The organism is Nostoc sp. DedQUE05 (genome assembly GCF_034530955.1).
In the GTDB taxonomy this organism is placed as follows: domain Bacteria; phylum Cyanobacteriota; class Cyanobacteriia; order Cyanobacteriales; family Nostocaceae; genus Nostoc.
Genome location: NZ_JAVRCB010000056.1, coordinates 33239 through 47968, shown reverse-complemented (window position 1 = coordinate 47968; position 14730 = coordinate 33239). Strand labels below are relative to the sequence as shown.

Below are 14730 nucleotides of genomic sequence, written 5' to 3'. Positions count from 1 at the left end.
CCCCTTGCAAAGGGGAGGGAATTAGATTTCCGGCTTCCCCCCTTTGCAAGGGGGGATTGAGGGGGGTAATTCGACTTGTGTGTACACCGTAGCCCTTTATAAGGGGGGAGTAAGGGGGGTAATTGTTCATATACGCCGATTTATAACTTAAATTCCTTGGCTTCAGCCAAAATCGGATTCACATCAAACCACGAACCATCTTCATTTCGGTATTCAAATACAAACATACTGCGGAGCAAAAGTTCGTATCTTTCATGACCTCTCAAGCTTTTCTTTTGCGCCACTTCACGCAGTACTTCCCATTCATCAGGCGTAATTGCTAAAGTTAGCTCATTGCGGCGTTGTTTAATCACCCTATCCACGCACTCCCGCGACAAAGGCGGGTCTTCTTGCTGAAGACAGCGAAACAATAACATCAACAAGTTACGCAAATGACCGCCGCTAACTCGGCAAAGTCGCTCTAAAGTATCAGGACTATCAAAAACCTCAGTAATTAAATGCTGGCTTTGTTCCCAACTAACACCAGGAAAAGCCCTCGCCATCACCATCTGTTGCAGCAGCGTGATTCCTTGTGAGAATTGCAAACCATCTTGTAATTGCACAGGAACCATCGGCAAAACCTTGGGGTCTACGCCAAAGCGATTTGTTAATCTTCCTAAAGCGTTGGAAAAAATCAACACTAAGGGAATGGTATAAACAACATGACAATTTAGCTGGTTTAACTGTTCGCCCCGTTCCACAAAGAGATATTCTGGCTGATAATAACCGGAAGGCTTTAAAGAATTATCTACTCTGTCGAGATTATCTGTAATTACCACCAGTCCTTTTTTACCTTGCTGCTTAAGTTTCTCTCTTGCAGGCTTGAGCAATTCTTTGTTGATTGATTCTAAAATGCCGTTGGTGCGCGGTTCTAAATATTGCCGTAACTGAGCGCGAAGTTTGGGACTATCTTTAGTTTTGGCAGTAATTTTGGCAATACCTACAGATAACTCTCCCCCAAGTTCTATTGGCGTTTGCAAAAATTCACCAAGTTCAGTAAACAGAGTTTGAAAGTATCCAGGCTTAAGGTTAATTTTGATTGCTTCTAGACTTTGACTAACCTCACGAGCTACTGCTAATAAAATATCTGTAACATCAATATCAGCCATATCCAAGCTTTGGCTAGACTCGAAATAAACCACATGAAATCCCTGCTGTTCTAACTCTGCCTTTAGCCGCAGTAATTCAGTGGATTTGCCACAGCCGATATGTCCGGTAAACAATTGACAAGTGGGTTCTTCAGGTGAAAGGCGGGTGATAGTTCGCCCAAGTTCCTCAATAATTTTGGCACCACGCACTTTAGAGAAATCAATATAATATTGTCTATCCTCCGGTTTGCTTACAACCAGAGTTTTACTGGGGTTGCAAGCTTGAAAAAACCTGACTAAATCTAGTTTCATCACAAATTACCCGAAATCAGCTTGACGCTCTAGCCCATTTCAGTGATTATACAGACGACAAAGCGGCTATTTCGGAAAAAAGTCTTTAAGCTGGCTGATTAAGGGACTTCCAATAAAAAAATATCCCAATAGTAGGGGCGCACAGCTGTGTATTGGTATCAAATTAATGCGAAATCCTTGGTGTACACATAAGTCGAATTACCCCCCTTAATCCCCCCTTGTAAAGGGGGGAAACCGGAAAATCTAGTTCCCTCGCCTTCACAAGCTGAGATTCAAGTATGTTGCACCAATCTTACAGGAGAAACCGGAAAATCTAGTTCCCTCGCCTTTACAAGCTGAGATTCAAGTATGTTGCACCAATCTTACAGGGGAAATCGAAAATCTAGTTCCCTCCCCTTTACAAGGGGAGGGTTAGGGAGGGGTAAAACCTACGCCTAAACCCAAATGAGTAAAATATTTCAACTTGTGTGTACACCGTAGAGTTAGGGAGGAGGGGAGCCAAAGCGCAGCTTTGGCTCTTTGGGGTGCTTTTACTTTAACTTCTCACCGCGAATCGAATAATCTAACAACTCCATCGGGTGAATAACTGACATCTTCTTACCTTGCAACTGCAAATGCTTGGTAATTTGCAAAGTACATCCCGGATTAGCAGAAGCAATTAACTCAGCACCAGTATTCAACAAATTCTCTACTTTTTGCCGACCCAATTCTTCAGACACTTCTGGTTGCAGCATATTATAAACTCCGGCACTGCCACAACATAAAGCTGCATCTATTGGTTCTCTCAACTTCACCCCTGGAATTTGTCGCAACACCTGACGCGGTTGGACGCTAATCTTTTGTCCGTGCAATAAATGACAAGCATCTTGATAAACTAAATTCAATGGTTGATCGGTCAACGGTGAAAGTTTCGCTGTTAAGCCAACAGTTGCCAAAAATTCTTGAGCATCTTTAACTTTAGCGGCAAAATCCTTTGCCTTTTCTCGATATTCTGGGTCATCTTCTAAAATATGACCGTATTCTTTTAAAGTATGACCGCAACCAGCAGCATTGATAATTACAAAATCTACATCTGTTTTGGCAAAACTATCAATCATCTGTCTTGCTAAAGCTTTCGCCTGTTCTGTTTGTCCTTGGTGTTCGGGAAGCGCCGCACAACAACCTTGAGATTTGGGAATCACAACTTCACAACCATTCGCTGTTAAAACGCGCACTGTCGCTTCATTTACAGGGGAGAAAAACAGTCGTTGGACGCAACCCAAAATTACCCCGACTCGATACCGCTTTTCACCTTTAGCAGGAATCACAGTAGGCAGATTATCTTGAAAAGATTTGAGAGTAATTTCTGGCAGAATTGATTCCATTGCTGCCAAACGGGGCGATATTTTATTCAGTAAACCCGTAGCCCGAAATAACTTAGGAAATCCTAACTTTTGATAAACTAACAACGGAACTAATAAAACCCGTAAAAGATTGGGATAAGGAAACAGAGAAAATATCAGTTGGCGAAAAAATCGATCTGGTAAACTGCGGGGATAATTTCGTTCAACTTGATGACGAGTTGCAGAAATTAACTTGTCATACTGCACGCCAGAAGGACAAGTACTCACACAAGCAAGACACCCCAAACAAGAATCAAAATGTTCTATTGTTGCGGTATTGAGAGCAATTTCACCCTCATTAATTGCATCCATTAAATAGACACGTCCTCTAGGAGAATCCATCTCCTTACCCAGCACCCGATAACTAGGACAAGTCGAAAGACAAAATCCACAATGTACACAACTATCAATTAACTTCGGATCGGGTGGATGACTCTCATCAAAGCCCTTCAAATTCTTTAAACTAGCCGTATTATTAACAGAATTTTTTGAAACTTGCATATATTCTTTTCCCCTCTCTATCTCAGCGTTCTCTGTGTCTTAGCGGTTCGTTTCTTAAATTCCACCCACAAACCGGCCAGGACTTAAAATATTCTTACTATCAAACTGTTCCTTAATACGGCGCATCAACGGCAAAGCATTACCCGTATAACCCCAAACATCTATTTGTTCTTTAACCGCAACTGGTGCTGACAGAATTGTTAAAAAACCACTACTTGCTTGAGTGGGATTGTTTCCAGCAAAGCCTAAGCGATCGCGGATTTTCAAAACTTGATTTTTACTCTCTAATTGTAACAAACCTAAACCACTACTAATATGAATTAAACCCAACTCCACTTGAGTCAAAATCTCCACAGCAGCAGTAGGTAACACTCCTATTTTGCAGCTAATTACCGATTCTGTGGCAGTAGTATGTATTCGTTCTTGCAATCTCTGCCATAGATTAGCTTCATCACCATCGGTAAAAATTGCCCCATTTAACCCTAACTTTTGTCCAACTTCCAAAACTCGGTTTGATTGTTCCTTAACACTCTCACTAATACTTTGAAACCGAGCAATTAATCCCAGTCCTTCACCCAATCCTAAACTAGACACCAATTTAGTTGATAGCAAATCAGCCTGAACTGGTGTTAACGCCGAACCTCGAAGGATATTAGCCGCTTGAGATACAGCCTCAGCTTTCCCAGTTAGTACCACCGTCCCCGATGCCTCGGCTAGCGGATACAGGCGAAAAGTTAATTGACTAATAAAGCCTAATGTGCCATAAGACCCGGTAAGCAACTTCATCAAGTCATATCCGGCAACATTTTTAACTACTCTTCCCCCAGCTTTGGCGATTTCTCCATCAGCACGGACAAATGTAATACCTAGTAACTGGTCGCGTACACTGCCATAACGTTGCCGCAGAGAACCTGTATCACCTGTAGCAACAATACCGCCAATGGTTGCTGACTCTGGTGCTGTCGGGTCAAGGGCGAGAAATTGCCGCGATTTTGCCAAAAGTGCTTGCAAATCAGAGAACTTCATCCCAGCTTCGACTGTGACAGTCAAATCACCAACAGCGTGTTCAATCAGTTGGTTGATGCGTTCTGTACTAACTACAACATCAATGCTTTTTGCTAAACCACCCCAGCTAAGTTTACTGCCACTACCACAGGGAAGGACGCGCCAGTTATTTGCATAAGCCGTGGTCATGACTGCGGCTAGCTGTTCTTGGTTGCGGGGATAGACAATACAACTGGGTGAATTTCCAGAAGCTATAGCTTGTTGGATACGTTTTTGCTGACTAAATTCGATATTTTCCCAAAGGCAAATAGCATTTTCTTCACCGACGATAGATGCAAGTTCGGAAGCGCAGACGCCTTGCGGCTTGTCGTTAGACATCGCTTTCATTGAGTTTATTTTTTTACGCCCTCCTTCTAATTTACTGGCTAACCTGACCAAAAAAGCGCATTGCCATTAATATACGGTGGCTTTAATATGAAAGCGATTCCTACGACTGGTTGCGCCCCTACGACAGGTGGAATTCAAATAGATGAAACTGCTGTAAGAGGTTGTTTGAAGAGTGGTTGGCTGTGATTTTAGGCACTTATCGATCCCCCCAACCCCCCTTAAAAAGGGGGGCAAAACCTTTCAAAGTCCCCCAATTTATAGCATAAGCCTTCGTGGTTAGGACATTAACAGATGATAAAACTTAGACACAACAAGACTTTTCACCCAATCCCCAGTCACCAGTCCCCAGTCCCTTGCTATATCGGGGGATTTAGGGGGAGCTAGAACGTTTTGCTACCAAGAAGAGGACTTTTCAAACATCCTCTAAGGTATTAGCCTTATCCAACCTATAATTTTGTGAATTTGTTGATAAAGTTTGAAATTTAAGTAGAGAAAGTAGTAGATGAGTAAATTTCACTCATCTACTATAGGTAGAGTTAGGAGACAATTTGCATATATACAAGATATTTTATAGAAAAAATAATAAATTATAGCGGTGTTAGTTTAATAGACTATAAAAGCTGGCAGATAAATATGAGCGTCATCTATAAATAATTTTAATATTGTTGCAATAAAAGTGTAATTTCTGAAAATAAAGTTATCTGGCTCTGATTAACTTTAAAAAAAAGTAACAGATGGGTAAATTTTACCCCTCTGCTACAAGCAAACGGAGGTATAAACTTAATTATTTAATTGGCATGAACCAATTCTTGAGGCGCTGCGGCATCATATTCTACAGCTTTCACAAATTCTTTGAGAACGTCTTTGAGTCTTTGGTCAATTTCCTCATCTAACACGACGCTGTGATCGGGTTGTCGTTGAATTTGTTTGTCTACTGCATAAATGGTAGCGAGGATATGACGCGCTCCTAATTCAGATAACACAGGTTTGAGGGCATATTCAATTGCCAATAAATGAGCGATGGTTCCACCCAAAGCAATTGGTAACACGGGTTTACCTGTTAATGATTTTTGTGGCAGCAAATCTAGAAATGTTTTTAGCACTCCTGTGTAAGCAGCTTTGTAGATTGGGGTGGCAATAATCACACCATCTGCCTTTGCTAATAATTCTTTTGGCTGTTCTAAAGCAGGGCTGTCGTATCGTCCAAAAACTAAATCTTCAGCAGGTAAATCCCGAACTGAAATAATATCTACATGCAAGCCTTCTTGTTGTAAAAGCTGGGCAGTATATTCGACAACACCATAGGTTCTAGATGGATGGGTTGGACTACCTGCGATCGCTAAAATATTTGTCATTCAATTAAACTCCTATGCATTAATCGGAATGGGGAATGGGAAATAACCAATGCCCAATACCCTAAACTTTACTAGGATATGGATGTGGCTTTCTCCTGATGTTGCTGCTTAGGGAAATCTTCATTTGCCACAATCTCGCCAAATGGACTTAAGACGTGTTGCTTCTCCACTGCGGGTAAATTCTCTAAGGGCAAATGGGGAAATAGAAGTTCTGCAACTCGATAAGCTTCTTCTAGGTGGGGATAGCCAGAGAGGATAAAGGATTCAATACCTAAATCAGCATATTCTAATATCCTGGCAGCTACGGTTTGGGGATCGCCGACTAAGGCTGTTCCCGCACCACCCCGCACCAAACCGACTCCCGCCCACAGGTTCGGGCTAATCTCTAATGCCTCACGATTACCGTGGTGTAATTGAGTCATTCGCTGTTGTCCAACTGAATCCATTCGGGCATAAGCTTTTTGGGCTTTTGCGATCGCCTCATCATCTACATATTTAATCAAATCATTCGCCGCATCCCAAGCTGCACTCTCGGTTTCGCGGACAATCACGTGTAAACGAATCCCAAACCGCAAAGTCCGGCCTTGTATTTCTGCAAGTCTGCGAACTGCTGCAATCTTCTCGGCTACTTGCGCCGGTGGTTCGCCCCAAGTTAGATAGACATCTACGTGCTTGGCAGCAATTTTTTGAGCCACAGGAGAGGAACCGCCAAACCACAAGGGCGGATATGGCTTTTGAACAGGTGGAAACAGCAGTTTTCCATCTTGGATATTAAGATAGTCACCTTGGAGATTGACTTGTTCGCCACTAGCGATCGCTCGCCATACTGTCAAAAATTCATCTGTTAATTCATAGCGCTGATCGTGATCCAAATGCAAGCCATCTCCCGCTAACTCTACGGGATCGCCCCCTGTCACGACATTAATCAGCAAACGTCCACCAGAGAGGCGATCAAAAGTCGCTGCCATCCGTGCTGCTACCCCAGGTGATACCAAACCGGGACGAATCGCCACCAAAAAACGCATCTGTCGGGTTAGTGATACCAGCGTTGATGCGACAATCCAAGCATCTTCGCAAGAACGACCCGTGGGCAGCAATGCCCCTGTATAACCAAGGTCATCCACCGCTTGGGCAATCTGCCGCAGATAAGGAAAGCTTACTGCTCGTCCGCCTGTAGCAGTTGCAAGGTAACGTCCGTCGCCGTGGGTTGGGATGAACCATAGTAGCTGCATGAGTCCTGTCCTTTTAAACTACGGCAATTCGATAGAAATACCGTGCTTTATTTATAGTTTTAACAATATCACATATCCTACTTAATCAAGCAAGAAGTTTTTCATAAAACTCCGGTATCTCTATCAGAAGAATGTATATTAGGCGGTGTTCAATAAGCTAGCGATCGCAAAAATTGGAAATTGGGGATTGGGTATATAGCGGTTCTCAATTGTATGAAATACAGACCTAACCCCCAGCCCCTTCCCTTGTAGGGAAGGGGAGTAAGATTCAAAGCCTCTCTCCTAAAAGGAGAGAGGAATGGAAGTGAGGTCAAACTGTATTGCATCCAAGCGAGAAACGCTATAGATAACAATCAATAGTTCTTCTTCCCCTGCCTCTGTCTCTAGGAAGAATACATCAATGGTAGCTTTGGGTATATTAGTTTACTTATTCCTAACCTTTTGTTAAATTAACCTTAATGTACTGAAAGCCTATTGATTTGCAGTGCTTAAGTTTTCAGCTACAAAAGTGGGTAGCCATCCAGCCCACACTGCCAATAGGTGCAAAATTCCGTTCTGTCTCTAGGAGAAATAAGGCAATGGGGCCGATGTTTATTGCTGCCAACGATTGGCCACATATAGCGTTTAGATTGTCTTTGGCGCTCCTGGTTGGTTGCTTGATTGGATTCAACCGTCAGCAAGGAGGTAGACCAGCAGGGATGAGAACATTTATGCTCGTGAGTATGGGGGCAGCATTATTTGTGATGATTCCTTTGCAGGTTGAGGGCGAGAGTCCCTATGCTGCTACCAATGCACTGAGTCGCACAATTCAAGGTGTAGCTACCGGGGTTGGATTTCTTGGAGCCGGATTGATTTTACAAGAGTCTCCGAGAAAATCTGCAACGCCAAAAGTAAAGGGTTTAACTACAGCCGCCTGTGTCTGGACGGCGGCCGGGTTGGGGGCTGCGATTGGTTGTGGTTTGTGGCAAATGGGATTGTTGGGAGGCTTATTGACTCTAATTACCTTAAGTGGGGTAAAACGGCTCAATCGCACATTTGTATTTCTGACGAGTCAGGGTAAACACGGGACTACTCAGGATCTCACAATCACCTCTGATGAAGATGATGATTGACTATCGTTATCCTCTAATTGAAAACTATACTTGTATTGTCCAAAATTAAGTCAAATCGATCGTAAATAGAAGGACTAAATTAAACCTAACTTAAAATTGCCGGGTTTCAACTGCGCTCAACCCTCTTTTAATCAGGCTACTGAGAATTGAGCGAAGCCGAAATGCGTCTTCTAAATAATTGTGTCCACCTACTTATTGCCGCCTAGTATTTTATTGAAAAATAATTTGTTGTTTCTTAGCCAATTTTAATCAGTTTATCAGGGCTAATTCAGAGCGATCGCTGATTATAGTCATTCATGTAGGGAATCCCGTACTGGAATAGATTGCCCAGTGAACCGGAAAATAGAAAATAATAGATATATGGACAAACGCTATTTTTTACAGGCTAGTGCAGTCATAGTCGGCACAGCACTGTTATCAAGGTATATCAATTGGGGGTCACAAGCAATGACAACTTCTCAAAGTGGATTTGAAGTTACCAAACCAGAGTCAGAATGGCGCACCATTTTAACGCCAGAACAGTTCAATGTATTGCGTAAACATGGAACTGAACGCCCTTACACCAGTCCATTGGATAAGAAATACGATAATGGTACTTATTATTGTGCCGCCTGCGAACAACCACTGTTTACATCTGATACCAAATTTAATAGTGGTACTGGCTGGCCTAGCTTCTTTAATCCAATTGAAGGTGCGATCGCCACAACTGTAGACAAGTCGTTGTTTATGACCAGAACTGAAGTGCATTGTAGTCGCTGTGGCGGTCATCTGGGTCATGTTTTTGATGATGGGCCTGCACCCACTGGCAAGCGCTACTGCATGAACGGTGTTTCGCTGAAATTTGAGCCTGCTTGATAAATTGCGTCACCGATAGCGTAGCATTAGCGAGTCAAGACCTTCCTGTGTCGCTAACGCTGCACTATCGAGCATCACAGCCCGTCCTAACATCGCACACACAACTTAAATCATCAGATTTTGATACTTGACCAAGAGTGAATAAATTTTTGACAATTACTTTTCCTATTCAGTCCTACTGGACGAAATATTGTCAATGTAAGGAAATGCAACTCTTGGTCTTCGCTAAAACTATTTACCTAAATCGTTCTATTTGCCTGGGTCTTTTTTCTCCTTTTTGTCTTTAGGATCTTTTTTAGGTTTTTTAGCTTCTTTATTACTTTTTCTTTCCTTCGACATCAGCGTTCTCCAACTAAGTGAATCAGTAAAAGCTTTCGCATTCTGCCGTCAGGAAATCAGGATATTACTTACCTAATATTCTTTTATGGCAAAAAAGAAAGTATCAAACGTAAATGCTACTAACTACCATGATACGGTGTTGTTTGATTTTCTTCTGACAGCCTTTTTGATCTATTTGAACTACATTCGCCTGTAGGGTAGCACAGCTAGCTGTGCTACCCTAATTATTTACAGCGTCGCTACCAGATCCTTTAAGCGATCGCGTCCATCCCGAAAAACTGGCCAACCATCCCCCACCAGCACTGCTTCTACCCGACTCAGTTGAGCCAACCTGCGAATAGAAGCAACAGCCTCCTCTCGATTCAGCAGCTTGTCATCTGGTAAAATCGTCAAGCTACCTGCTTTACGTGCCCGTACTAAATCCCCTGTAATTAAAGTTGTCTCTTCCAGTAACAAAGCCAACTCACCAGGAGTTTTAGAACCATTGAGTTCAATCACTTCCAGTCCTGGGACAAATTCTTCACCATCAGATAGCCAGCGATCGCAAGGTATAGGAAAAGTGTCTTTTTCTGCAATCGGGCCAGCAATTTTAGCATAAGTTTGATCGGCAATTTCTTTACTTGCCCTGACATGCTCAGAATTCGTCAGTACAATCCAAACCACACCGCCGAGGGATTTTAGATGATTCCAATCATGGTTTGATAGGGCTACTGGGTCAATCAAGATGTTGCCATCTGGCCGAATCCAGGCAATCCCATTGAAATCAATATTTCTTGCCGGATTGAAATTAGACCAGCTATAAAGATCGGGACGGTGCAAAGATTTCATGATGATTCTGGATCAGTACTTCAATAATTGACTATTAATCTCAATAATTAAGTATATAGATAATAAGGGCATTGGGCATTGGTTATTATTCTGCTTCCCCTGCCTTCCCTGCCTCCTCTACTCCCTTGCTTCTTCCTCTGGATCAAAAATTTGAGTATACTACGATAAATCTATCAATATTATGGTTTTATCTGGGCTACAGAATTCCCGGATAACGGCAAGCCAAGATTAACGGAGGTATAGGGGTGAGTAAGATTGGGCGGCAAAAAATATCAGCGAAGGCAGAACAGTTTACAGAGTCGGTGATTCGAGAAATGACCAGGGTAGCACTGCAATACGATGCGGTGAATTTAGCGCAGGGGTTCCCTGATTTTCCTTGTCCTTTGGAGTTGAAACAGGCAGCATATCAGGCGATAGAGGCAGATGTTAATCAGTATGCCATTACTTGGGGCGATCGCCCATTTCGTCATGCGATCGCTAACAAAGTTCGTTGGTATCTAGGCTTAGATATCAATCCCGAAACCCAAATCACCGTTACCTGTGGTTCCACAGAAGCAATGGCATCTGTCATGCTAGCGACAGTCGATCCCGGTGACGAAGTAATTGTATTTGAGCCATATTATGAAAACTACGGCCCCGATGCGATTTTAGCTGGTGCTATACCCCGCTACGTCACACTGCATCCTCCTTATTGGACATTTGATGAATCACAGTTGCGTCAAGCTTTCAATGCCAATACCAAAGCGATTATTATCAACACACCCCATAATCCCACAGGTAAAGTCTTCAGCCGTGAAGAACTCACCTTAATTGCTGAACTTTGTCAAAAATGGGATGTGTTAGCGTTCACTGATGAAATCTATGAACATATTCTCTATGACGGCACTCAACATATTGCCCTAGCGACTCTCCCCGGTATGGAAGAACGCACCGTTACAATTAATGGTTTATCCAAAACTTATAGCGTCACTGGATGGCGAGTCGGCTACATTCTGGCAAACCCCGAATTGACAGGGGCGATTCGCAAAGTCCATGATTTTCTCACCGTTGGCGCACCTGCACCTTTGCAACGAGCCGGAGTTGCTGCCATGCAACTGCCACCATCCTATTATGAAGAACTAGGCAAACTTTATCACCAGAAGCGAGACAGCATTTTACAAATTCTAGATCGAGTTGGCATTCCCTATTTTGTTCCTCAAGGAGCCTATTACGTTCTTGCAGATATTTCCAAATTTGGCTATAAAACAGATGTTGAATTCACTTACCATCTGATTAAAAATATTGGTGTTGCTGTAGTTCCCGGTTCCAGCTTTTTCAGCCAACCAGAAAAAGGACATTCATTGATAAGATTTTGTTTCAGCAAAAGACCTGAGACGTTACAAGCAGCGAGCGATCGCTTACTGAAATTGCAATCAAATCTATAACCTCCATCATATCTTATGTAAGTTGTGAAAATTACTTTTTTCGAGGAAATTTTCTTTTAAGTGCAGTTGAAATTACATTATGAATTACGAATTTTTTAAGACATATATTTTGAAATTAATATAAGTTAATAAAACTCTATTTAATATAAATTTACAAATGCTTTATTAAGGCATTCATTTATTAAAAATAATAACATTATTTTTAAATTAAATTTAACCCTAACTTTTGATCCCGATGTATATATGACTTGCCAAATTAAACCCCACTTAGAAACGAGGCTTTTTAAGCCTTAATGTATAGCATTCCCCAGGAAAACAACACCAAAATAGTGTAGAATTTATTCAATTTTCCGGTAATTATATCGGGATAGTAGGCTTAAAAATTCTGGATTAAAAACCCCATTGACTCTTTAAAAGGATAAGACTAATGTGAAGAGTAGTCCTTTCAAGGACACTATTTATGCATCAAAAAATCAGGAGGTATTTCCGATGATGATGATGATGATGACTGAAACCATGACTCCAGAAATGCAGACTTGCATGGATGTTTGTATGGACTGTCATAAAATGTGCATGGAAACCATGACTCATTGCATGAGCAAAGGTGGTCAGCACATGGATAAGAACATGATGAGCATGATGAGTATGATGCGCGATTGTTCTGAAATGTGCATGATGTGCATGAATATGATGATGAGCGGTTCTGAGTTCATGGAACGCACTTGTATGCTTTGTGCGGAAATGTGCGATCGCACTGCAATGGCGTGTGAGATGATGAGCGATGACGCGAAAATGATGGAATGTGCTGCCGCTTGCCGTAAGTGTGCAGAGTCTTGCAGAAGTATGCACATGATGCCCGCATAATTCCACAACAATCTAGCAGAAGTTTCTCTGCAACCTAATATTCAAGCGCTCAGGCTCTTTGAGTCTGGGCGCTTGAAGTAAAGACTTAACTAATCATAGACGCGGTTTTTAACTGCCGATTTGATGTTAATTTGACAATGAAATAGCTAACCAATACTCAAATTGACATGCACAATCATATCGTTGAAATCCTTGTCACCACCCTCTGCCAAATCCTCAAAGCCAAAGGTGTTTTTTTCTAACAGACGAATGTGATCTGTCTTGTCTGAGTTAGCGCCCAAAAATGCGAAGTAAACCGCTGGATTGTTATTAGCATCGACATCGAGAATGGCATCGGGTTTACCATTAACAATAATAAAGGGTGCAAACAGAGAATCAGGCTTGAGATTCCCGGAGTAACTTGCGCTACCTTGATTATTCACCATCAAGTCAATGCCTGCAACACGTCCACGTATAGCAGCTTCAGCATAACCAGCTTGCCCTACGAGAATATCTGCTGTACCATCGCCGTTGGTATCGATACCACCATTTTCATCAGCCACTTGATAAAAACCGACAAAATTGTCGTATGCAGCTTCTCTATTGACGGCAAAATCAGCTTTTACCTGTTGTGTCACACCACGGAAATCAAGGAGTTCTCCTTGATGCTTTCCTTGGGAAGCTCCACCCAAAGGCAAATCTTCATCTGTTGCCTGAATTGTTACCATCAAATCCTGGAATTCAGAACCGTTGCTAGCTTTCCAAGACAAGGAGAAGTTATTATTACCCAAGCTTGCGATTTTAACATTTGTCGGATCGGAAATCAGTACATCTGTAAAAGCAGCTTGTCCAGCCAAGATACTATCAGTAGTGCTATCGCGTACCAAGCAAAATCTTAGGTGTTGACCAGAATTAAATTCCTCCAAACTAGCTAAATTAGTATTAAATCCAACAGGATAATTGGTAAGCGACGAGAGAATCACCTTGGATCTTTTCAAAGCTGCTTCAGTGTAACCAGCATCTGAAGGGGCAATACCTTGAATCTTCCCTTGTTCATCATCTACAGCAAAGACTCCCAATTCATAAAGATGCTTAGAACCCTGTCCCGTCAGCTTGACTGAGAGTGTTGCTTTGTCACTGTTACCTTTACCTTGGATAGTAAAGATATCGTTAGTATTCTTCGTCAGGGTTGGTATATCGTTAGCACCAGGATCGTTGAGATTATTAACTGCGATCGCCAATGCTTTTTCATAAGTAACTCCACTTGCATCAGTTGTCTGAACTCGGATGTTGTAACTAGATTTGGTTTCAAAGTCTGGGGAACTGTTGATTTGTAACTTATCACCAACAATTGTGAATGCACTATTATCGGTATCGCCAGTTCCGGTTACTAAACTGTAGGTGAATGTGTCGCTTGCATCTGCGTCTGTGGTGGTAAATGTACCAATTACTGTTCCCGCAACAACGTTCTCATTAACAGCTAGCTGACTTACTGTCAAATCTGTGGGCGCATCGTTAGCACCAGGATCGCTGAGATTGTTAACTGCGATCGCCAATGCTTTTTCATAAGTAACTCCACTTGCATCAGTTGTCTGAACTCGGATGTTGTAACTAGATTTGGTTTCAAAGTCTGGGGAACTGTTGATTTGTAACTTATCACCAACAATTGTGAATGCACTATTATCGGTATCGCCAGTTCCGGTTACTAAACTGTAGGTGAATGTGTCGCTTGCATCTGCGTCTGTGGTGGTAAATGTACCAATTACTGTTCCCGCAACAACGTTCTCATTAACAGCTAGCTGACTTACTGTCAAATCTGTGGGCGCATCGTTAGCACCAGGATCGCTGAGATTGTTAACTGCAATTGTTAACTCTTTGCTATAAGTAACTCCACTTGCATCAGTTGTCTGAACTCGGATGTTGTAACTAGATTTGGTTTCAAAGTCTGGGGAACTGTTGATTTGTAACTTATCACCAACAATTGTGAATGCACTATTATCGGTATCGCCAGTTCCGGTTACTAAACTG

The 14730-nt window shown here is 42.2% G+C and carries 11 protein-coding genes; 4 read left to right on the top strand and 7 right to left on the bottom strand.

Translation table 11 applies throughout. The annotated features are described in order from the left end of the window. Positions 1-140 precede the first annotated feature (140 nt). The 5 genes from RMZ42_RS30305 to ssuD all read right to left on the bottom strand — a co-directional run bounded on the left by RMZ42_RS30305 (position 141) and on the right by ssuD (position 7301). The gene (locus RMZ42_RS30305) at positions 141-1439 is read right to left on the bottom strand and encodes a P-loop NTPase fold protein (RefSeq protein WP_322674899.1); all 1299 of its coding nucleotides are present in this window, start codon (positions 1437-1439) and stop codon (positions 141-143) included. Between the two features lie 530 nt (positions 1440-1969). Continuing rightward, complete coding sequence (locus RMZ42_RS30300; protein WP_322674898.1) at positions 1970-3322, bottom strand: (Fe-S)-binding protein; 1353 nt, start codon at positions 3320-3322, stop codon at positions 1970-1972. A 54-nt stretch (positions 3323-3376) separates the two neighbouring features. Next, positions 3377-4714 carry an FAD-binding oxidoreductase gene (locus tag RMZ42_RS30295; RefSeq protein ID WP_322674897.1) on the bottom strand — a complete coding sequence of 446 codons (1338 nt, stop codon included), beginning with the start codon at positions 4712-4714 and terminating at the stop codon, positions 3377-3379. Positions 4715-5502: 788 nt separating this feature from the next. After that, on the bottom strand, positions 5503-6069 hold the full coding sequence (ssuE, locus tag RMZ42_RS30290; protein WP_322674896.1) for an NADPH-dependent FMN reductase: 567 nt from the start codon (positions 6067-6069) through the stop codon (positions 5503-5505). A gap of 71 nt (positions 6070-6140) precedes the next feature. Continuing rightward, positions 6141-7301: an FMNH2-dependent alkanesulfonate monooxygenase gene (gene ssuD, locus RMZ42_RS30285; RefSeq protein ID WP_322674895.1), complete on the bottom strand. Its 1161-nt coding sequence runs from the start codon at positions 7299-7301 to the stop codon at positions 6141-6143. Between the two features lie 578 nt (positions 7302-7879). Here ssuD and RMZ42_RS30280 point away from each other — a divergent pair. After that, positions 7880-8413 (top strand): MgtC/SapB family protein, encoded by a 534-nt coding sequence (locus RMZ42_RS30280; protein WP_322674900.1) that lies wholly within the window; start codon positions 7880-7882, stop codon positions 8411-8413. 360 nt (positions 8414-8773) lie between these two features. Next, positions 8774-9268: a peptide-methionine (R)-S-oxide reductase MsrB gene (gene msrB / locus RMZ42_RS30275; RefSeq protein ID WP_322674894.1), complete on the top strand. Its 495-nt coding sequence runs from the start codon at positions 8774-8776 to the stop codon at positions 9266-9268. A 567-nt stretch (positions 9269-9835) separates the two neighbouring features. On the opposite strand, the gene RMZ42_RS30270 is transcribed toward msrB, so the two are convergent. Beyond that, positions 9836-10435 carry an MBL fold metallo-hydrolase gene (locus RMZ42_RS30270; protein WP_322674893.1) on the bottom strand — a complete coding sequence of 200 codons (600 nt, stop codon included), beginning with the start codon at positions 10433-10435 and terminating at the stop codon, positions 9836-9838. A gap of 245 nt (positions 10436-10680) precedes the next feature. Here RMZ42_RS30270 and RMZ42_RS30265 point away from each other — a divergent pair, with 245 nt between their 5' ends. Further along, positions 10681-11859 (top strand): pyridoxal phosphate-dependent aminotransferase, encoded by a 1179-nt coding sequence (locus RMZ42_RS30265; RefSeq protein ID WP_322674892.1) that lies wholly within the window; start codon positions 10681-10683, stop codon positions 11857-11859. Positions 11860-12351: 492 nt separating this feature from the next. Beyond that, complete coding sequence (locus RMZ42_RS30260) at positions 12352-12723, top strand: four-helix bundle copper-binding protein (RefSeq protein ID WP_094351003.1); 372 nt, start codon at positions 12352-12354, stop codon at positions 12721-12723. A gap of 146 nt (positions 12724-12869) precedes the next feature. On the opposite strand, the gene RMZ42_RS30255 is transcribed toward RMZ42_RS30260, so the two are convergent. Continuing rightward, a partial coding sequence (locus RMZ42_RS30255) for a DUF4114 domain-containing protein (protein ID WP_322674891.1) occupies positions 12870-14730 on the bottom strand: 1861 nt, incomplete at its 5' end.